General features: G+C 60.5%; 17 protein-coding genes. 11 read left to right on the top strand and 6 right to left on the bottom strand.

Annotated features, from left to right (window positions below; translation table 11 throughout):
* Nucleotides 1-31: 31 nt before the first annotated feature.
* From LU682_RS24900 to LU682_RS24885, 4 genes are all read left to right on the top strand, one after another.
* Nucleotides 32-1060 (top strand): amino acid ABC transporter substrate-binding protein, encoded by a 1029-nt coding sequence (locus LU682_RS24900; protein ID WP_010952424.1) that lies wholly within the window; start codon nucleotides 32-34, stop codon nucleotides 1058-1060.
* A gap of 67 nt (nucleotides 1061-1127) precedes the next feature.
* On the top strand, nucleotides 1128-2306 hold the full coding sequence (locus LU682_RS24895) for an amino acid ABC transporter permease (RefSeq protein WP_010952425.1): 1179 nt from the start codon (nucleotides 1128-1130) through the stop codon (nucleotides 2304-2306).
* Nucleotides 2307-2316: 10 nt separating this feature from the next.
* Nucleotides 2317-3414 (top strand): amino acid ABC transporter permease, encoded by a 1098-nt coding sequence (locus LU682_RS24890; RefSeq protein WP_010952426.1) that lies wholly within the window; start codon nucleotides 2317-2319, stop codon nucleotides 3412-3414.
* Nucleotides 3415-3424: 10 nt separating this feature from the next.
* Entirely contained in the window at nucleotides 3425-4189 is a 765-nt protein-coding gene (locus LU682_RS24885; protein WP_003251792.1) for an amino acid ABC transporter ATP-binding protein, read from the top strand.
* 40 nt (nucleotides 4190-4229) lie between these two features.
* Here the strand turns inward: LU682_RS24885 and algW are convergent, their stop codons facing one another.
* On the bottom strand, nucleotides 4230-5390 hold the full coding sequence (gene algW / locus LU682_RS24880; RefSeq protein ID WP_014592300.1) for a Do family serine endopeptidase AlgW: 1161 nt from the start codon (nucleotides 5388-5390) through the stop codon (nucleotides 4230-4232).
* 168 nt (nucleotides 5391-5558) lie between these two features.
* On the opposite strand from algW, the gene LU682_RS24875 reads away from it, so the two are divergent.
* The 3 genes from LU682_RS24875 (at nucleotide 5559) to cysN (ending at nucleotide 9355) form a co-directional block, all read left to right on the top strand.
* The gene (locus LU682_RS24875) at nucleotides 5559-6317 is read left to right on the top strand and encodes a Nif3-like dinuclear metal center hexameric protein (RefSeq protein ID WP_010952428.1); all 759 of its coding nucleotides are present in this window, start codon (nucleotides 5559-5561) and stop codon (nucleotides 6315-6317) included.
* 202 nt (nucleotides 6318-6519) lie between these two features.
* A complete protein-coding gene (gene cysD, locus LU682_RS24870; protein WP_003251799.1) occupies nucleotides 6520-7437 on the top strand; it encodes a sulfate adenylyltransferase subunit CysD in 918 nt (305 codons plus the stop codon).
* Nucleotides 7438-7453: 16 nt separating this feature from the next.
* Entirely contained in the window at nucleotides 7454-9355 is a 1902-nt protein-coding gene (cysN, locus tag LU682_RS24865; protein WP_003251801.1) for a sulfate adenylyltransferase subunit CysN, read from the top strand.
* A gap of 94 nt (nucleotides 9356-9449) precedes the next feature.
* On the opposite strand, the gene LU682_RS24860 is transcribed toward cysN, so the two are convergent.
* From LU682_RS24860 to LU682_RS24850, 3 genes are all read right to left on the bottom strand, one after another.
* On the bottom strand, nucleotides 9450-9713 hold the full coding sequence (locus LU682_RS24860; RefSeq protein ID WP_010952429.1) for a bacteriocin immunity protein: 264 nt from the start codon (nucleotides 9711-9713) through the stop codon (nucleotides 9450-9452).
* Nucleotides 9710-11968, bottom strand: a complete 2259-nt coding sequence (locus LU682_RS24855) for a pyocin-S2/colicin E7-DNase domain-containing protein (RefSeq protein WP_049587334.1) — start codon at nucleotides 11966-11968, stop codon at nucleotides 9710-9712. The genes LU682_RS24860 and LU682_RS24855 overlap by 4 nt, the downstream gene beginning before the upstream one ends.
* 112 nt (nucleotides 11969-12080) lie before the next feature.
* Nucleotides 12081-12560 (bottom strand): Lrp/AsnC family transcriptional regulator, encoded by a 480-nt coding sequence (locus LU682_RS24850; protein WP_003251803.1) that lies wholly within the window; start codon nucleotides 12558-12560, stop codon nucleotides 12081-12083.
* 127 nt (nucleotides 12561-12687) lie between these two features.
* Here LU682_RS24850 and LU682_RS24845 point away from each other — a divergent pair, with 127 nt between their 5' ends.
* Nucleotides 12688-13884, top strand: coding sequence for a methionine gamma-lyase (locus LU682_RS24845; RefSeq protein WP_010952431.1), 1197 nt, complete (start codon nucleotides 12688-12690; stop codon nucleotides 13882-13884).
* Nucleotides 13885-13955: 71 nt separating this feature from the next.
* Here the strand turns inward: LU682_RS24845 and LU682_RS24840 are convergent, their stop codons facing one another.
* The gene (locus LU682_RS24840; RefSeq protein ID WP_010952432.1) at nucleotides 13956-14393 is read right to left on the bottom strand and encodes a Z-ring associated ZapG family protein; all 438 of its coding nucleotides are present in this window, start codon (nucleotides 14391-14393) and stop codon (nucleotides 13956-13958) included.
* Nucleotides 14394-14528: 135 nt separating this feature from the next.
* Between LU682_RS24840 and LU682_RS24835 the strand changes: the two genes are divergently transcribed.
* The 3 genes from LU682_RS24835 (at nucleotide 14529) to zapE (ending at nucleotide 17799) form a co-directional block, all read left to right on the top strand.
* Nucleotides 14529-15164: an alpha/beta hydrolase gene (locus tag LU682_RS24835; RefSeq protein WP_010952433.1), complete on the top strand. Its 636-nt coding sequence runs from the start codon at nucleotides 14529-14531 to the stop codon at nucleotides 15162-15164.
* Between the two features lie 25 nt (nucleotides 15165-15189).
* The gene (locus LU682_RS24830; RefSeq protein ID WP_010952434.1) at nucleotides 15190-16539 is read left to right on the top strand and encodes a tryptophan--tRNA ligase; all 1350 of its coding nucleotides are present in this window, start codon (nucleotides 15190-15192) and stop codon (nucleotides 16537-16539) included.
* A 165-nt stretch (nucleotides 16540-16704) separates the two neighbouring features.
* Nucleotides 16705-17799 carry a cell division protein ZapE gene (gene zapE / locus LU682_RS24825; RefSeq protein ID WP_010952435.1) on the top strand — a complete coding sequence of 365 codons (1095 nt, stop codon included), beginning with the start codon at nucleotides 16705-16707 and terminating at the stop codon, nucleotides 17797-17799.
* A gap of 106 nt (nucleotides 17800-17905) precedes the next feature.
* On the opposite strand, the gene LU682_RS24820 is transcribed toward zapE, so the two are convergent.
* On the bottom strand, nucleotides 17906-18826 hold the full coding sequence (locus tag LU682_RS24820; protein ID WP_010952436.1) for a GlxA family transcriptional regulator: 921 nt from the start codon (nucleotides 18824-18826) through the stop codon (nucleotides 17906-17908).
* Nucleotides 18827-18917 lie beyond the last annotated feature (91 nt).

Genomic DNA, 18917 nt, shown 5'->3' with positions numbered 1-18917 from the left:
CGATACAACAAGAGCGATTTGGAGGTTGTGAATGAAGATGTTGAAAACCACCCTGGCAGTCCTGACCGCTGCCGCCGCGCTGGGCGCCGTGAGCACTGCCCAGGCCGGCGCCACCCTCGATGCGGTAAAGAAGAAGGGCTTCGTCCAGTGTGGCGTGAGCGACGGTCTTCCAGGCTTCTCGGTACCTGATGCGCAGGGCAAGATCGTCGGCATCGATGCCGATGTCTGCCGCGCCGTGGCCGCCGCCGTGTTCGGCGATGCCACCAAGGTCAAGTTCAGCCAGCTCAACGCCAAGGAACGCTTCACTGCCCTGCAGTCGGGCGAGGTCGACGTACTGTCGCGTAACACCACCTGGACCAGCTCGCGCGATGCCGGCATGGGCCTGGTGTTCGCGGGTGTCACCTACTATGACGGCGTCGGCTTCCTGGTCAACAAGAAGCTCGGCGTTTCCAGCGCCAAGGAGCTCGATGGCGCGACCATCTGCATCCAGGCCGGCACCACCACCGAGCTGAACGTGTCGGACTTCTTCCGCGCCAATGGCCTGAAGTACACCCCGATTACCTTCGACACCTCTGACGAGAGCGCCAAATCGCTGGAGTCGGGCCGTTGCGACGTGCTGACTTCGGACAAATCGCAGCTGTTCGCCCAGCGCTCCAAGCTGGCCGCGCCGACCGAATACGTGGTGTTGCCGGAAACCATCTCCAAGGAGCCGCTGGGCCCGGTAGTGCGTAAAGGCGACGAGGAGTGGTTCAGCATCGTCAAGTGGACCCTGTTCGCCATGCTCAATGCCGAAGAAGCGGGCATCACTTCCAAGAACGTCGAGGCCGAGGCCAAGGCCACCAAGAACCCGGATGTCGCCCGACTGCTGGGTGCGGATGGCGAGTATGGCAAGGACCTCAAGCTGCCCAAAGACTGGGTAGTGCAGATCGTCAAGCAAGTGGGTAACTATGGCGAAGTGTTCGAGAAGAACCTGGGCCAGAGCACTGACTTGAAGATCGACCGTGGCATGAACGCCCTGTGGAACAACGGCGGCATCCAGTACGCGCCTCCAGTGCGCTGATGGCTGCACCCTGCGGCGGCATCCCGCCGCCGCAGGCTGTTCGAATCCCTACTGTCCGGGGCACTTCATGCAAAATCAAATCGGCGCACCCAAGGGCTTGTCCCTTAACGATCCGCGTGTGCGCGCGTGGCTGTTCCAGATCCTCACGATCGTCTTCGTGGTCGGCCTGGGCTGGTACCTGTTCCACAACACGCAAACCAACCTGCAACACCGGGGCATCACCTCGGGCTTCGACTTCCTCGACCGCAGTGCCGGCTTCGGTATCGCCCAGCACCTGATCCCCTATGTGGAATCCGACAGTTATGCGCGGGTGTTCGTCATCGGCCTGCTCAATACGCTGTTGGTGACCTTCATCGGCGTCATTCTGGCGACGATACTGGGCTTCATCATCGGTGTGGCTCGCCTGTCACCGAACTGGATGATCAACAAGCTGGCGACCGTCTATGTGGAAACCTTCCGCAACATTCCGCCGTTGTTGCAGATCCTGTTCTGGTATTTCGCCGTGTTCCTGACCCTGCCGGGACCGCGGGGCAGCATCAACATCGAGGACATGTTCTTCATCAGCAACCGTGGCTTGAACATGCCTGGCGCGTCCATAGCCGATGGCTTCTGGCCATTTGTGGTGGCTTTGGCGCTGGCCATTGCTGCTATTGCCCTGATGGTGCGCTACGCCAACAAGCGTTTCAACGAGACGGGCGTGCCGTTCCACAAGTTCTGGGCGGGGCTGCTGCTGTTCATCGCCATTCCGAGCCTGAGCGTGCTGTTGTTCGGCAGCCCGGTAACTTGGGACATGCCGCAGCTCAAGGGCTTCAACTTCGTCGGGGGCTGGGTGCTGATCCCCGAGCTGCTGGCGCTGACCCTGGCGCTGACTATCTATACGGCAGCCTTCATCGCCGAAATCGTGCGTTCCGGCATCCGTTCGGTCAGTCATGGCCAGACCGAAGCCGCGCGCTCGTTGGGCCTGCGCGAGGGCCCGACCCTGCGCAAGGTGATCATCCCCCAGGCACTGCGGGTGATCATTCCGCCGCTGACCAGCCAGTACCTGAACCTGGCGAAGAACTCTTCGCTGGCGGCCGGTATCGGCTACCCGGAGATGGTCTCGCTGTTCGCCGGTACCGTGCTCAACCAGACCGGCCAGGCCATCGAGGTGATCGCCATCACCATGAGTGTCTATCTCGCCATCAGCATCAGCATTTCGCTGCTGATGAACTGGTACAACAAGCGCATTGCGCTGATCGAGCGGTGAGGATACGCCCGTGAATGCCCATGTTTTCAAACCCGATATGCCGCCACCGGTGAAAACCGTCGGCGTGCTCGCATGGATGCGTGCCAATCTGTTCTCCAGCTGGCTTAACACGCTGTTGACCCTGTTCGCCATCTACCTGGTGTGGCTGATCGTGCCGCCGTTACTGCAGTGGGCGTTGATCGATGCCAACTGGGTTGGCACCACGCGCGCCGATTGCACCAAGGAAGGCGCCTGCTGGGTGTTCGTGCAGCAGCGCTTTGGCCAGTTCATGTACGGTTATTACCCGACTGAACTGCGCTGGCGTGTGGACCTGACCGTGTGGCTTGCCGTGCTCGGCGCCGCGCCGCTGTTCATCAAGCGTTTCCCGCGCAAAGCCTTCTACGGCCTGGGCTTCCTGGTGCTGTACCCGGTGCTGGCCTACACCCTGCTGCACGGGGGGTATCTGGGCCTGGAAAGCGTACCGACCAGCCAGTGGGGCGGGCTGATGCTGACCCTGGTGATCGCCACCGTGGGCATCGTCGGCGCCTTGCCGCTGGGCATCCTGCTGGCACTGGGCCGGCGTTCGAGGATGCCGGCCGTGAAAGTGGTGTGCGTAACCTTCATCGAGTTCTGGCGGGGCGTACCGCTGATCACCGTACTGTTCATGTCGTCGGTGATGCTGCCGTTGTTCCTGCCAGAAGGCATGAGCTTCGACAAGCTGCTGCGGGCGATGATCGGTGTGATCCTGTTCCAGTCGGCGTACATCGCCGAGGTGGTGCGCGGCGGCCTGCAGGCCATCCCCAAGGGCCAGTACGAAGCCGCCGCGGCCATGGGCCTTGGCTACTGGCGCTCGATGGGGCTGGTGATCTTGCCGCAGGCGCTGAAGCTTGTGATCCCCGGCATCGTCAACACCTTCATTGCCCTGTTCAAGGACACCAGCCTGGTGATCATCATCGGCCTGTTCGACCTGCTCAACAGCGTCAAGCAAGCAGCCGCAGACCCTGCCTGGTTGGGCATGGCCACCGAGGGCTACGTGTTCGCCGCCCTGGTGTTCTGGATTTTCTGTTTCGGTATGTCCCGCTACTCCATGCATCTGGAGCGCAAGCTGGACACTGGCCACAAGCGTTAGGAGTTTCGAAATGAGTGAAGCGATCAAGCAGCCTGCTGGCCCCGAAGGCATCATCCAGATGCAGGGTGTGAACAAGTGGTACGGCCAGTTCCATGTGCTCAAGGACATCAACCTGAACGTGCGCCAGGGCGAACGCATCGTGCTGTGCGGGCCGTCCGGCTCGGGCAAGTCCACCACCATCCGCTGCCTTAACCGCCTGGAAGAGCACCAGCAAGGGCGCATCGTGGTCGATGGCGTGGAACTGACCAACGACCTCAAGCAGATCGAGGCCATCCGCCGCGAGGTGGGCATGGTGTTCCAGCACTTCAACCTGTTCCCGCACCTGAGCATCCTGGAGAACTGCACCCTGGCGCCGATGTGGGTGCGCAAGATGCCACGGCGCAAGGCCGAGGAAATTGCCATGCACTACCTGGAGCGTGTGCGGATTCCGGAGCAGGCACACAAGTACCCTGGCCAGTTGTCTGGCGGCCAGCAGCAGCGTGTGGCCATTGCCCGCGCGTTGTGCATGAAGCCCAAGATCATGCTGTTCGACGAGCCGACCTCGGCACTGGACCCGGAAATGGTCAAGGAAGTGCTCGATACCATGGTGGGCCTGGCCGAGGATGGCATGACCATGCTCTGCGTGACCCACGAAATGGGCTTTGCCCGTACCGTGGCGAACCGGGTTATCTTCATGGACAAGGGCGAGATTGTGGAGCAGGCCGCGCCGGATGACTTCTTCGACCGGCCGCGCAGTGACCGGACCAAGTTGTTCCTCAGCCAGATCCTGCATTGATGCTGTTTGGGCTGCGCGGCAGCCCTTCGCGGCCCTGGGTTTATTTCTCTTCCTGGCTGGCAGCCGGCGCCGGTGGCGGCCGCAGCCCCACCTCGGCGATCAGCTTCAACTGCTGCCCGTTGCGCATCACCTCGATGGTTATCTTCTCGTTGGGCTTGATCCGCGCTACCTGGTTCATCGACTTGCGTCCGTCGCCGGCCGGCTCGCCATTGATGCTCAGGATCACGTCACCCAGGTGCAACCCGGCCTTGGCCGCTGGCCCTTCGCGGAAGATACCCGCCACCACGATGCCTGGGCGGTCCTTCATGCCGAACGATTCTGCCAGCTCCTGGCTCAGTGGCTGCACTTCGATACCCAGCCAGCCACGGATCACCTGGCCGTGTTCGACGATCGACTTCATCACCTCCAGTGCGAGTTTTACCGGGATGGCGAAGCCGATGCCCTGCGAGCCACCCGACTTGGAGAAGATCGCGGTATTGATGCCGATCAGGTTGCCATTGGCATCCACCAGCGCACCACCGGAGTTGCCCGGGTTGATCGCCGCGTCGGTCTGGATGAAGTCTTCGTAGTTGTTCAGCCCCAGCTGGTTGCGGCCAGTGGCGCTGATGATGCCCATGGTCACAGTCTGGCCGACGCCGAACGGGTTGCCGATGGCCAGCGACACGTCGCCGATGTGAATGGTGTCGGAACGGCCGATGGTGATCGCCGGGAGGTTCTTCAAGTCGATCTTCAGCACCGCCAGGTCGGTTTCCGGGTCGCTGCCGATCACGCGGGCCAGGGTTTCGCGGCCATCCTTCAGGGCTACGACGATCTGGTCGGCGCCGCTGGTGACATGGTTGTTGGTCAGCAGGTAGCCCTCTGGGCTCATGATTACCGCCGAACCCAGGCTTGATTCCCAGCGGCGCTGTTTGGGCAGGTTATCGCCGAAGAAGCGGCGGAACTGCGGGTCTTCGAACAGCGGGTGGGCGCTTTTGTTCACCACCTTGGTGGTGTACAGGTTGGCCACCGCCGGGGCGGCCAGGGTCACGGCGTCGGCGTACGACACCGGGCCTTGCATGATCCGGGTAGTCTGTGGCGCTTGCTGCAGGTTGACGTCCTGGCTGGGCAGCCCGACCCATTGCGGAAAACGCTGGATGATCAGCATGGCGATCAGTATGCCGGTAAGCAGGGGCCAGCCGAAGTAACGCAAAGCCTTGAACATGAACGAATCCTGGAAAGAGCATGGGCCAGCGGCCTGGCAGTGGGGCATGAGCGCGCGCGATCATACACCGGTTCCCCCAGTGACAGCGACGGCCCATAATGGCCGGCATTATACGGGCGTTCGTCAGGCGTTGCGCCCGAGAAAAGCGCAGTTTTCGAGGAGATTTTCATGGCCGTCGCTCTAAACACCCTGGTCGAGGAAGCCGAGCGTTACCTGGGCAGCGCGAAGATCCAGGATTATTGCCCAAATGGCCTGCAGGTCGAAGGCCGGCCGCAGGTCAGCCGTATTGTCAGTGGTGTTACCGCCAGCCAGGCATTGCTGGATGCCGCGGTCGAGGCCGAGGCCGATCTGGTGCTGGTGCACCACGGTTATTTCTGGAAGGGCGAGAACCCGTGCATCACCGGTATTCGCCAGCGTCGCCTGAAGACCTTGCTGAATAACGATATAAGCCTGTTGGCGTTCCACCTGCCCTTGGACGTGCACCCGGACGTGGGCAACAATGTGCAGCTGGCGCGGCGACTGAAGATCACTGTCGAAGGGCCGCTAGACCCGGAAAACCCCAAAGTGGTCGGGCTGATTGGTTCGCTCGCCGAATCCATGACCGCGCGCGATTTTGCCCGCCGGGTGCAACAGGTGCTGGGGCGTGAGCCGTTGCTGGTCGAAGGCAATGAAATGATCCGCCGGGTGGGCTGGTGCACCGGCGGCGGGCAGGGCTATATCGACACGGCGATTGCCGCTGGGGTCGACCTGTACCTGACCGGCGAGGCGTCCGAGCAGACCTACCACAGTGCGCGCGAGAATGGCGTCAGCTTCATTGCTGCCGGGCACCATGCCACTGAGCGCTACGGGGTGCAGGCGCTGGGCGATTACCTGGCACGACGGTTTGCCGTGGAGCACCTGTTCATCGATTGCCCGAATCCCATCTGAAGGCGGTGTCGCCCCCCTTCGCGGGCCTCATAGGAGCGGGTTCACCCGCGAAGAGGCCGGCCCTGCCAGCCCAAACCCCCAGTCATATCGTTAGACTTTTTCGATCTAGCCAGCCTCCTAAATAGAAGCAGCTGCTGTGATAAAGTGGCTCGCTCGAACACGGCCCGCAGGCCGTCCATAAGATCGTTTTTCGTGAGTAGCCATGGTCGACAAACTGACGCACTTGAAACAGCTGGAGGCGGAGAGCATCCACATCATCCGCGAGGTGGCCGCCGAGTTCGACAACCCGGTGATGCTGTACTCGATCGGCAAGGACTCCGCCGTGATGCTGCACCTGGCGCGCAAGGCCTTCTTCCCGGGCAAGCTGCCGTTCCCGGTGATGCACGTCGACACCCAGTGGAAATTCCAGGAGATGTACAGCTTCCGCGACAAGATGGTCGAGGAAATGGGCCTGGAGCTGATCACCCACGTCAACCCCGAGGGTGTGGCGCAAGGTATCAACCCGTTCACCCATGGCAGTTCCAAGCACACCGACATCATGAAGACCCAAGGCCTGAAGCAGGCGCTGGACAAGCATGGTTTCGACGCTGCCTTCGGTGGTGCGCGCCGCGACGAAGAGAAGTCGCGGGCCAAGGAACGTGTGTATTCGTTCCGTGACAGCAAGCACCGCTGGGACCCGAAGAACCAGCGCCCCGAGCTGTGGAACGTGTACAACGGAAAGGTCAACAAGGGCGAGTCGATCCGCGTCTTCCCGCTGTCGAACTGGACCGAACTGGACATCTGGCAGTACATCTACCTTGAAGGCATCCCGATCGTGCCGCTGTACTTCGCCGCCGAGCGTGAAGTCATCGAGAAGAACGGCACCCTGATCATGATCGACGACGAACGCATCCTCGAGCACCTCTCCGAGGAAGAAAAAGCCCGCATCGTCAAGAAGAAGGTGCGTTTCCGTACCCTCGGCTGCTACCCGCTGACGGGCGCTGTCGAGTCGGAAGCCGAGACGCTCACCGACATCATTCAGGAAATGCTCCTGACGCGCACTTCCGAGCGCCAGGGCCGGGTCATCGACCACGATGGCGCCGGTTCCATGGAAGACAAAAAACGTCAGGGCTACTTCTAATTTTCAGGGTTACTCCATGTCGCACCAATCCGATTTGATCAGCGAAGATATCCTCGCTTATCTGGCTCAGCACGAGCGTAAAGAACTGCTGCGTTTTCTCACCTGCGGCAACGTGGATGACGGCAAGAGCACCCTGATCGGGCGCCTGCTGCACGACTCGAAGATGATCTACGAGGACCACCTCGAGGCCATCACCCGCGATTCGAAGAAAGTCGGCACCACCGGCGAAGAAGTCGACCTGGCGCTGCTGGTAGATGGCCTGCAGGCCGAGCGCGAGCAGGGCATCACCATCGATGTCGCCTACCGCTACTTCTCCACCGCCAAGCGCAAGTTCATCATCGCCGACACCCCGGGCCATGAGCAGTACACCCGCAACATGGCCACCGGTGCGTCCACCTGCGACCTGGCGATCATCCTGGTCGATGCCCGCTACGGCGTGCAGACCCAGACCCGTCGCCACAGCTACATCGCGTCGTTGCTGGGTATCAAGCACATCGTGGTCGCGGTCAACAAGATGGACCTGAAGGGCTTCGATGAAGGCGTCTTCGAGTCGATCAAGGCCGACTACCTGAAGTTCGCCGAAGCCATCAACCTGACCCCGAGCAGCCTGCACTTCGTGCCGATGTCGGCGCTCAAGGGTGACAACGTGGTCAACCACAGCGAGCAATCGCCGTGGTACGCCGGCCCGACGCTGATGGAAATCCTCGAAACCGTCGAGGTTTCGGCTGACCGCAACTTCACCGACCTGCGTTTCCCGGTGCAGTACGTCAACCGTCCCAACCTGAACTTCCGCGGCTTCGCGGGCACCATCGCCAGTGGCGTGGTGCACAAAGGTGACGAGATTGTCGTGCTGCCGTCGGGCAAGAGCAGCCGGGTCAAGTCCATCGTCACCTACGAAGGTGAACTGGAAAACGCTGGCCCAGGCCAGGCCGTGACCCTGACCATGGAAGACGAGATCGACATCTCCCGTGGCGACCTGCTGGTACATGCCGACAACGTCCCGCCGGTCACCGACCAGTTCGACGCCATGCTGGTGTGGATGGCCGAGGAGCCGATGCTCCCGGGCAAGAAATACGACATCAAGCGTGCCACCAGCTACGTGCCAGGTTCGATTGCCAGCATCACCCACAAGGTCGATGTGAACACCCTGGAGCAGGGCGCTGCCAGTGCGCTGCAGCTGAACGAGATCGGCCGCGTCAAGGTAGCCCTGGACACCTCGATCGCCCTCGACGGTTACGACAGCAACCGCACCACCGGTGCGTTCATCGTCATCGACCGCCTGACCAACGGCACCGTTGGCGCCGGCATGATCATCGCCCCGCCAGTGTTGCCACACGGCAGCACCGGCCATCATGGCAAGCAGGCCCACGTGTCCACCGAAGAGCGCGCCCTGCGCTTCGGCCAGCAGCCAGCCACCGTGCTGTTCAGCGGCCTGTCGGGTGCTGGCAAGAGCACTTTGGCCTATGCCGTTGAGCGCAAGCTGTTCGACATGGGCCGTGCGGTGTACGTGCTCGATGGCCAGAACCTGCGTCACGACCTGAACAAGGGCCTGCCACAGGACCGCGCTGGCCGTACCGAGAACTGGCGCCGCGCCGCCCATGTGGCGCGCCAGTTCAACGAAGCCGGCATGCTGACCCTGGCTGCGTTCGTGGCCCCGGATGCCGAAGGCCGCGAACAGGCCAAGGCGCTGATCGGCAAGGAACGCCTGGTGACCGTTTACGTCCAGGCCTCGCCGCTGGTTTGCCGCGAGCGTGACCCGCAAGGCCTGTACGCTGCCGGTGGCGACAACATCCCGGGTGAAAGCTTCCCGTTCGATGTGCCGCTGGATGCTGATCTTGTGATCGACACCCAGGCCACCAGCGTGGACGAAGGCGTGAAACAGGTGCTGGACGTGCTGCGTCAGCGTGGCGCGATCTAAGCGCTAGCCTGCAAGGAAAACCCCGCTTCGGCGGGGTTTTTTCTATTGCTCAGTTCGGGTGAAAAGGCCCTCAGAGTTCAGGGCCTTGCTCGTGTTAGCTGGGCTTGAAACCGTCTTTACCGTTGGCTAGCCGCCATTGCTTGACTATTTCTAGTACTTTTTCAGGTTTACCATTTTCCTTTGGGTTTGGTCTGTACAAAAGATCGTAGCCTGAGGGGTGTTCAGTGATTTTTGAAAAATGATCAAGAAGTCCTCCCAGTACATGATCGGGTTCTTCCAAGTTGGCTCTGTGGATTTCAATTATGAGTGCCAAGAATTCGTTTTCGGTATAGTCAGAAAGTTTGGTTTTTTCACTCATGGTTTTGTTCCGTAGTGAATGCTGTTGTGCGATAGCGGTGTGACAATACGAATGTTATCCATGTCATAAACGCCGCCCCCTTCACTGATCGGGATTACATGATGAAGTATAAAGGTCTTTTGGCTCAGGTGGCTGTCTGGGAAATCGACTATCGGTGAGTAGCCGTTTTTTCTCATCCGACTCAGGCTCATTTCATCAAATTGCTTTGAAAGCTCAGGATCATTAGCCACCGCTTTCCAGAACTGTCGCCGGAATGCGTCAAAATTTCTGAATTCCCTACTTTTAAGAAGTTCTGCAATTTGAGCAGGAATCGGAGCACCCTCAAGGCTGGCTGCCTCCTTTCGCCATGTATCTGACACCTGTGCACCATGTCCGGTCGATGTTCCTGCCTCGTATCGCGGGCTCTTGAACACCACCAGAATAGGCGGTAATCCGGAGTCCATGGGGAAGGTGATGATCAGCCGTTCCTGGTCCAGCAGATCAAGCGCGGGGTAACCCTCCTGCTCGGTGACGACAGGGTTCAGGCTGCTGCCGGTGTACACGACGGTACCAGGCGGGACTAGCGGTAGGCTGGTGGAGTTTCCCTCATCGCCACCCGGCGCGCTGGCGGGTGTCCAGGTCAGAATCCGTTGCGGATTATCCAGCGCCAGGCTGTAGACCTGCCGCTCGCTGTCGAACGTTGCTGCGCGTACCGCCACCGGCTTGCCACTCGGCACCACGTAGAGATCCAGTTCGTTTTCGTTCTCAACCCCCGCCAGAAGGTAGGGCAGGTCGATGCTGGTCGAGGATGCCGCCAAGGCAGCAAGGTCGGGCCCACCGGCAGGGCTAAGGCTGTCGAGTGGGGTGCTGATGAGGTACTGGCGTTCACTGTTGCCCAGCGTTGATGGCCAGGCCATCGCAAGGGTGCCTACTGCGACCGAAGGGACAGTCGTAGCAACAAGCCGGGTAAGTGCCGCTGCGATCGATTCAGCCAAGGCAGAGTAAGCCGCTTCGGCTACGGCAAAAGTGGTAGCCCCAATTGGGATTACGGCAGGTGTGGATACCGCTAGCCGCGCTTCATTGATATAGGAGACACTACGCCGCAAAGCCTCTTGCCTTTGGCGCTCGGCTTCAGCAGCCAAGCGTTCGGCTTCGGCCTGCTGGCGTGCAGCTTCTTCCTGTGCAGCGAGTTGAGCCTGGAGGTTTTCCACTTCAGCCGCGCGCTGCATCAGGTTCTGCGTGGCACCTGCATATACCCCCAGGAATCTGATCGATTCGGTTAGCGCCAGTGCCAGGTGGTATTCCTGCCAGCGTGGGCCAGCCCGGCGCAACCGTTGCTCATCTACAAGGTGCAAAAGCCCTTCAAGTTGTGGTTTCGACAGGGGGCTGTTGATGCGCGGGTTTTGATCTTGATAGGGGGGAATTTGCGACTGCTTGGCCTGCACCAAGGCGGCAGCAGTTGCCAGGTAGGTACTGAAGGTTTGGACAAGCGTGAGCGTGTCGTCAATGACGGTTTGACCCAGCTCATGCTGAAGGACGTTGGGTAAACAATCGAAATGTATTTGTCGCTCTGTGTGGATCTGCGCTGTTCTACGCGCAATCACCTGCAACAAATCCAGCGGTTGCTGGCTGAGTTCTTCCTGATCTACCTGGCTTGCCAGTGCTCGAAGTTCGTCAGCTAATGCTTGGTGCTTCTGAGCTTCCAGGTGTAAACGGTACGTACCCTCCCAAGACTTCTGCAGCCTTGTGGCCCATTCCACGCCTAATTCCTGGCCTGTTGTTGCTGCGAAGAAACCCGGGTCTAGAAACCGGCTCATCATTGAGTCGCCCCGCTTGTAGAATGCGGGTACGCCAAAGTAGTTGTTGGCGTCGGGTAAAATCTGCAGATAACCATCACGAATCTGGCTGATGCGCGACGACAGGATTTGTTGCTCTGTTACGAATGGTGATGCCGCGCCGTTTGTACTGCTCGCCTCGGCTTTGATCTGGGCTTTTAGTGCATTTATAGTTTCAGGAAGCTGGTTTGTTTCATGAGCATACTTATCTGAATAGTCCTTTTCGATGATTTGAAATTCTTCTGTCAGCACCCTACGCGTGGAAATAACCCGAGCAATATCATTTTTGGTTGGGCTGGTGCCGCGTGGATAACCATCGCTTAGCCCCCAGCCACCTGAGCCCGGCCCACCGCCACCGATAAAACTCAGTTCAATACCTGTAGGTGCTTGCGCACTGATGTATAGCGCCTCATCGAGATAATACGTATTGTCCCGTGCCATGTAGGTTCTCCTGATCACTACATGGGCTAGGTTTACGTATATCGAATTTGCGGTATGTCAGCTGCAGCCTGTCAATCAGTAGGAAGCTTCGTGTTGCTCGGAAAGATCCGTCTCAGATATGTTTCTCCGACACCGGTATCACCCGTCTTTCCTTCACCGCTTTGTACGAAAAACTCGAATAGATCTCCTTCACCCCCGGCAACCGCTGCAGCACTTCCCGGGTAAATTCGCCAAACGACTCCAGGTCCCGTGCCAGGATCTCCAGCAGAAAGTCATAGCGGCCGGAGATGTTGTGGCAGGCGACGATCTCGGGGATTTCCATCAGGCGCTGTTCAAACGCCAGCGCCATGTCCTTGGTGTGCGAGTCCATCATGATGCTGACGAACGCGGTCACACCAAACCCCAGCGACTTGGGCGAGAGGATGGCCTGGTAGCCGGTGATGTAGCCGTTTTCCTCCAATAACTTGACCCGTCGCCAGCAGGGCGAGGTAGTCAGTGCCACCTGGTCGGCGAGTTCGGCAACGGTGAGACGGGCATTGTCCTGCAAGGCGGCGAGCAGGGCGCGGTCGGTGCGGTCGAGGCTTGAAGGCATTTTTTGCCCTCCTGGTCCGTTGATTATTGTTTTTGTTCCAGCAAGCACGTGTATGCGTAGGCTATTTTGGAAAAAATCGGGCAGCTCGGTGGCATAAGCTTATAGCAAACCACAAGAGGCTGTTGCCATGCGCGACTCCCACCACAACACCGGTTTTTCCACGCGGGCCATTCATCATGGCTATGACCCGCTTTCCCATGGTGGCGCCCTGGTGCCACCGGTGTACCAGACGGCTACCTATGCCTTCCCCACTGTCGAGTACGGTGCTGCCTGCTTCGCCGGGGAGGAGCCTGGGCATTTCTACAGCCGCATTTCCAACCCCACGCTGGCCTTGCTGGAGCAGCGCATGGCTTCGCTGGAGGGCGGTGAAGCGGGGTTGGCGTTGGCATCGGGGATGGGCGCAATTACCTCAACCCTCTGGACCCTGCTCAGGCCTGGGGATGAGCTGATTGTCGGGCGCACCCTGTATGGCTGTACCTTCGCTTTTCTGCACCACGGTATTGGTGAGTTCGGGGTGAAAGTTCGCCATGTCGATCTCAACGATGCCAAGGCCCTGAAAGCGGCGATCAGCAGCAAAACACGGATGATCTACTTCGAAACACCGGCCAACCCCAACATGCAACTTGTGGATATCGCGGCGGTTGTGGAGGCCGTGCGGGGGCATGATGTGCATGTGGTGGTCGATAACACCTACTGTACGCCGTACCTGCAGCGGCCACTGGAGCTGGGGGCGGACCTGGTGGTGCACTCGGCAACCAAGTACCTCAGTGGGCATGGTGATATCACTGCCGGGTTGGTGGTGGGGCGCAAGGTGTTGGTCGATCGCATTCGCCTGGAAGGGCTGAAGGATATGACCGGGGCAGTGCTGTCGCCCCATGACGCGGCGCTGCTGATGCGCGGGATCAAGACGCTTGCCTTGCGCATGGACCGGCATTGTGCCAATGCCCAGCAGGTGGCGGAGTTTCTCGTCCGGCAGCCGCAGGTGGAATTGATTCATTACCCGGGGCTACCGTCTTTTGCCCAGTACGCGTTGGCCCAGCGACAGATGCGTTTGCCTGGCGGGATGATTGCCTTTGAGCTCAAGGGTGGCATTGAGGCGGGGCGGCGCTTCATGAATGCACTGCAGCTCTTTGCCCGGGCGGTGAGCCTGGGGGATGCAGAATCGCTGGCGCAGCATCCGGCGAGCATGACGCATTCCAGCTATACGCCGCAGGAGCGGGCGCATCACGGGATATCGGAGGGGTTGGTGCGTCTGTCGGTGGGGCTGGAGGATGTGGAGGACCTGCTGGCAGATGTCGAACAGGCATTGCAGGCCTGCTGTTAGGTTGCCCGCGAAGAGGCCATTGAATCCAGCCCACAAAAAAGGCCTCTTGCGAGGCCTTTGTCACATTCAGATCAACGCTTGAGCCCGTAGCTTTCGTCGAGCATGCCCGGCGAGTTAGGCGCTTTCGGTGCATAGTCGCGCGGCACTTCGGCGGTGTCTTTAGGTGGGGTCAGGCGGTCACGCGGGCCTTGCGGTGCATCGGAGTGCAGCGCAGCCAGCAGGCGTTGGCGGGTGACGTCATCGAGGGCCAGGCTGTTGGCGCCTTCAGCCAGGTGATCCTGTACGTCCTGATAGCTCTGGGTCAGTTTCTTGACCAGCATGGCGGTGCTGTTGAAATGGGTGACCACTTCGTTCTGGTAGCTGTCGAAGCGCTTCTGGATGTCATCCAGTTGACGCTGGGTGTTGCTCGGGGCCGCATTGGGCAGCAGGCGGGCAACAATGAAACCGACTGCCACACCGATGACCAGGGCCAGGGTTGGCAACAACCAAACAAGGAGCGAGAGTTCCACGAGTCCTTCCTCTATAAACGGCTTTGCTTTACGTTAACGGCTCAGACCTGCGCTGTATACCGCGAGCGATCGCAAATCAGAACAGAATTTCACACCTAGACGAATCGACCCTTCCCGAGGTCACGGAGTAGTGCCTTGCTTGTCCGCGAAACCCCCTTGTTCATCGATGGCCCCAGCGGCCAGCTGGAAGCCTTGTACCTGGACGTGGCCAATGCCCGTGGCGCGGTGCTGATCTGCCACCCCAACCCGGTCCAGGGCGGCACCATGCTCAACAAGGTGGTCTCGACCCTGCAGCGCACCGCACGTGATGCCGGTTATGTGACCCTGCGTTTCAACTACCGTGGCGTCGGCCAGAGCGCCGGCAGCCACGACATGGGCGCTGGCGAAGTGGCCGATGCCGAGGCCGCTGCAGCATGGCTGCGTGCCAGGCACCCCGGGCTACCGCTGGTGCTGATGGGCTTTTCGTTCGGTGGTTTCGTTGCCACCAGCCTGGCCGGGCGCCTTGAAACTGCAGGCGTCGAGTTGCAGCACCTGTTCATGATCGCCCCGGCGGTCATGCGCCTGACCGCCGAATTCCCGATGCCGCAGCGCTGCCCGCTCACCGTGGTGCAGCCGGACGCCGATGAAGTCGTCGCGCCGCAGCTGGTTTACGAATGGTCCGACAGCCTGTCGCGTCCCCATGAGCTGCTGAAAGTGGCAGAATGCGGACACTTCTTCCATGGCAAGCTGACCGATCTGAAGGATCTGCTGCTGCCGCGCCTTTCGAACTGAGCCAAGCCTGAATAAGCGAACACCCATGACCACGCGCATTCTTACCGGTATCACCACCACTGGCACTCCGCACCTGGGCAACTACGCCGGCGCCATCCGCCCGGCGATCCGTGCCAGCCAGCAGCCCGGTGTCGATTCGTTCTACTTCCTGGCCGACTACCACGCCCTGATCAAGTGCGACGACCCGCTGCGCATCCAGCGCTCGCGCCTGGAAATCGCCGCCACCTGGCTGGCCGGTGGCCTGGACCCGGACAAGGTGACCTTCTATCGCCAGTCCGACATCCCGGAAATCCCCGAGCTGACCTGGCTGCTGACCTGCGTTGCCGCCAAAGGCCTGCTGAACCGCGCGCATGCCTACAAGGCCTCGGTGGACAAGAACGTCGAGAACGGCGAAGACCCGGACGCCGGCGTGACGATGGGCCTGTTCAGCTACCCGGTGCTGATGGCCGCCGATATCCTGATGTTCAACGCCAACAAGGTGCCGGTCGGTCGTGACCAGATCCAGCACGTGGAAATGGCCCGCGATATCGGTCAGCGCTTCAACCATCTGTTCGGTCAAGGCAAGGACTTCTTCGCCTTGCCGGAGGCTGTGATCGAAGAAAGCGTGGCGACCCTGCCGGGCCTGGACGGGCGCAAGATGTCCAAGAGCTATGACAACACCATCCCGTTGTTCACCAGCGCCAAGGACATGAAAGACGCCATCTCGCGCATCGTCACCGATTCGCGCGCGCCCGGTGAGGCGAAAGACCCGGACAACGCGCACCTGTTCACCCTGTACCAGGCCTTCTCGACGCCTGAGCAGTGCGCCGGTTTCCGCGAAGAGCTGCTGCAGGGCCTGGGCTGGGGCGATGCCAAGCAGCGCCTGTTCCAGCTGCTGGACGGCCAGCTGGCCGAGAAGCGCGAGTACTATCATCAGTTGATCGCCCGGCCGGCGGACCTGGAAGACATCCTGCTGGCTGGCGCCGCCAAGGCCCGCAAGATCGCCACGCCGTTCCTCGAGCAGCTGCGCGAGGCCGTTGGCCTGCGTTCATTCCGCAGCAGCGTGCAGGCCACCGCCGAAGTGAAGAAAAAAGCCACCAAGAGCGCGCGTTTTGTCAGCTTCCGTGATGAAGACGGCAGCTTCCGCTTCCGCCTGCTGGCCGCTGATGGCGAGCAACTGCTGTTGTCGCGCAGCTTCGCCGACGGCAAGAGTGCTGGCGCCGTGAGCAAGCAGCTGCAGCAAGGTGGCGAGGCCGATGTCCGCATCGAAGGCCTGAGCTTCGGCCTGTGGCTCAATGGCGAGCAGGTTGCCGACGGGCCGCAGTTCGACAACGCTGAAGCCCGTGATGCGGCCATTCAGAGCCTGAACGAAGCCTTGGCACCACAGCAGGACTGAGGCTGCCAAACGGTGGGAGCGGGCGTGCCCGCGAAACAGGCGCCGCGGTGCATGGCACCGGCTTTGCCGGTGTTCGCGGGCACGCCCGCTCCCACAGACTGATTGCCATTAAGCGGGCCTATCGCTACAGTGACGGCCCGTTTTTTGTTGCCTCGCTAACGAATCATGACTCCCTTAGAACGCTATCAAGCAGATCTGAAACGTCCCGACTTCTTCCATGACGCGGCGCAGGAAACTGCGGTGCGTCACCTCCAGCGCCTGTACGACGACCTGGTGCACGCGCAGAACAACAAGCCGGGCATGTTCGGCAAGCTGTTCGGCAAGAAGGAGCAGACTCCGGTCAAGGGCCTGTACTTCTGGGGTGGGGTGGGGCGAGGCAAGACCTACCTGGTTGATACCTTCTACGAAGCGCTGCCGTTCAAGCAGAAGATGCGTACGCACTTCCACCGCTTCATGAAGCGTGTGCACGAGGAGATGAAAACCCTCAAGGGCGAGAAGAACCCGCTTACCATCATTGCCAAGCGCTTCAGCGAAGAGGCCAAGGTGATCTGCTTCGACGAATTCTTCGTGTCGGACATTACCGACGCCATGATCCTCGGCACCTTGATGGAAGAGCTGTTCAAGAATGGCGTGTCGCTGGTGGCCACCTCCAACATCGTGCCGGACGGCCTGTACAAGGACGGCCTGCAGCGTGCGCGCTTCCTGCCGGCCATCGCCATGATCAAGCAGTACACCGACGTGGTGAACGTCGATAGCGGGGTCGACTACCGCCTGCGTCACCTGGAGCAGGCCGAACTGTTCCACTTCCCTCTCGATGACGCGGCGCACCAGAGCATGCGCGCCAGCTTCAAGGCGCTCACCCCTGAGTGCACCCAGTCGATCGAGAACGACGTGCTGATGATCGAGAATCGCCCGATCAATGCCCTGCGTACTTGCGACGACGTCGCCTGGTTCGACTTCCGCGCCCTGTGCGACGGGCCGCGCAGCCAGAACGACTACATTGAGCTGGGCAAGATCTTCCACGCCGTATTGCTGAGCAACGTGGAGCAGATGGGCGTCACCACCGACGACATCGCCCGCCGCTTCATCAACATGGTGGACGAGTTCTACGATCGCAACGTCAAGCTGATCATCTCGGCCGAGGTGGAGTTGAAGGACCTGTATACCGGTGGGCGTCTGAGCTTCGAGTTCCAGCGTACCCTGAGCCGGTTGCTGGAGATGCAGTCGCACGAATTCCTGGCGCGCGCGCACAAGCCCTGACGCCAGCGGCAAGCTTCAGGCGGCAAGGAAAATTCAGGGCAATGCGCGATCCGCTCTGGTTTTTGTAGTCGCTTGAAGCTCGAAACCTGCCGCTCTGGAAGCCTTTTCAGGCTTCCTGCATGAACTGCTGCCGATACTGGTTCGGCGACAACTCGGTATGCTGGCGGAACAGCCGCGCAAAGAAACTGGCATCGTCATAGCCCACCTCGTAACTGATGGTCTTGATGCTCTTGCGCGTGCTCGACAACAACCCCTTGGCTGTCTCGATGCGTAACCGTTGCAGGTAATGCAACGGCTTGTCACCTGTTGCGCCCTGGAAGCGGCGCATGAAGTTGCGGATGCTCATGCCGTGGTTGCGGGCCACATCCTCGAAGCGGAACTTGTCGGCGAAGTGCTCCTCCAGCCAGTGCTGGATCTGCAGGATGATCAGGTCCTGGTGCAGCTTCTGCCCGCCAAAGCCCATGCGCCCCGGGGTGTAGTTGCGTTGCACTTCGTAAAGGATATCGCGGGACACCGCACGGGCGACGTTGGCACCGCAGAAGCGTTCGATCAGGTAGATGTACAGGTCGCAGGCTGAAGTTGCACCGCCGGCGCAGTAGATATTGTCGGCATCGGTCAGGTGCTTGTCCTGGTTCAGGCGGATCTGCGGGAAGCGTTCGGCAAAGCTGTTGAAGAAGCGCCAGTAGGTGGTCGCTTCCTTGCCATCGAGCAGGCCGGATTCGGCCAGCCAGAACACACCACTGGCCTCGGCGCACAGCACCGCGCCACGCGCGTGCTGTTCACGCAGCCACGGCAGCACCTGTGGGTAACGCTGCAGCAAGTTGTCGAAATCATCCCAGTAGGCCGGGAGGATGATCACATCGGCGTCGTCCAGGCCGCCGTCAACCGGTAACTGCACATTGCTGAAGCTGTCCACGGGCTGGCTGTCGGGGCTCACCAGGCGGATGTCGAACATGGGCTGCAAGCCCAGGCCCAGCTGCTTGCTATAGCGCAGGCTGGCGAGGTGGAAGAAGTCCTTGGCCTGCATCAAGGTCGAAGCGAACACCTTGTCAATGGCCAGGATGCTGACGCGCCGCAGCGACGCTGAGGGTTGGGTAAACATCATTGTCATTGTTCTT

This window comes from Pseudomonas alloputida (genome assembly GCF_021283545.2).
Classification (GTDB): domain Bacteria; phylum Pseudomonadota; class Gammaproteobacteria; order Pseudomonadales; family Pseudomonadaceae; genus Aquipseudomonas; species Aquipseudomonas alloputida.
This window is presented reverse-complemented; position numbering and strand designations above follow the sequence as displayed.

Coding starts and splice junctions, on each gene's coding strand:
- cysD (WP_003251799.1), top strand. CDS start 6,520: ATGGTCGACAAACTGACGCACTTGAAACAGCTGGAGGCGGAGAGCATC.
- cysN (WP_003251801.1), top strand. CDS start 7,454: ATGTCGCACCAATCCGATTTGATCAGCGAAGATATCCTCGCTTATCTG.
- LU682_RS24830 (WP_010952434.1), top strand. CDS start 15,190: ATGACCACGCGCATTCTTACCGGTATCACCACCACTGGCACTCCGCAC.
- LU682_RS24860 (WP_010952429.1), bottom strand. CDS start 9,713: ATGAGTGAAAAAACCAAACTTTCTGACTATACCGAAAACGAATTCTTG.
- zapE (WP_010952435.1), top strand. CDS start 16,705: ATGACTCCCTTAGAACGCTATCAAGCAGATCTGAAACGTCCCGACTTC.
- LU682_RS24850 (WP_003251803.1), bottom strand. CDS start 12,560: ATGCCTTCAAGCCTCGACCGCACCGACCGCGCCCTGCTCGCCGCCTTG.
- LU682_RS24875 (WP_010952428.1), top strand. CDS start 5,559: ATGGCCGTCGCTCTAAACACCCTGGTCGAGGAAGCCGAGCGTTACCTG.
- LU682_RS24820 (WP_010952436.1), bottom strand. CDS start 18,826: ATGCAGGCCAAGGACTTCTTCCACCTCGCCAGCCTGCGCTATAGCAAG.
- LU682_RS24855 (WP_049587334.1), bottom strand. CDS start 11,968: ATGGCACGGGACAATACGTATTATCTCGATGAGGCGCTATACATCAGT.
- LU682_RS24900 (WP_010952424.1), top strand. CDS start 32: ATGAAGATGTTGAAAACCACCCTGGCAGTCCTGACCGCTGCCGCCGCG.
- LU682_RS24845 (WP_010952431.1), top strand. CDS start 12,688: ATGCGCGACTCCCACCACAACACCGGTTTTTCCACGCGGGCCATTCAT.
- LU682_RS24895 (WP_010952425.1), top strand. CDS start 1,128: ATGCAAAATCAAATCGGCGCACCCAAGGGCTTGTCCCTTAACGATCCG.
- algW (WP_014592300.1), bottom strand. CDS start 5,390: ATGTTCAAGGCTTTGCGTTACTTCGGCTGGCCCCTGCTTACCGGCATA.
- LU682_RS24885 (WP_003251792.1), top strand. CDS start 3,425: ATGAGTGAAGCGATCAAGCAGCCTGCTGGCCCCGAAGGCATCATCCAG.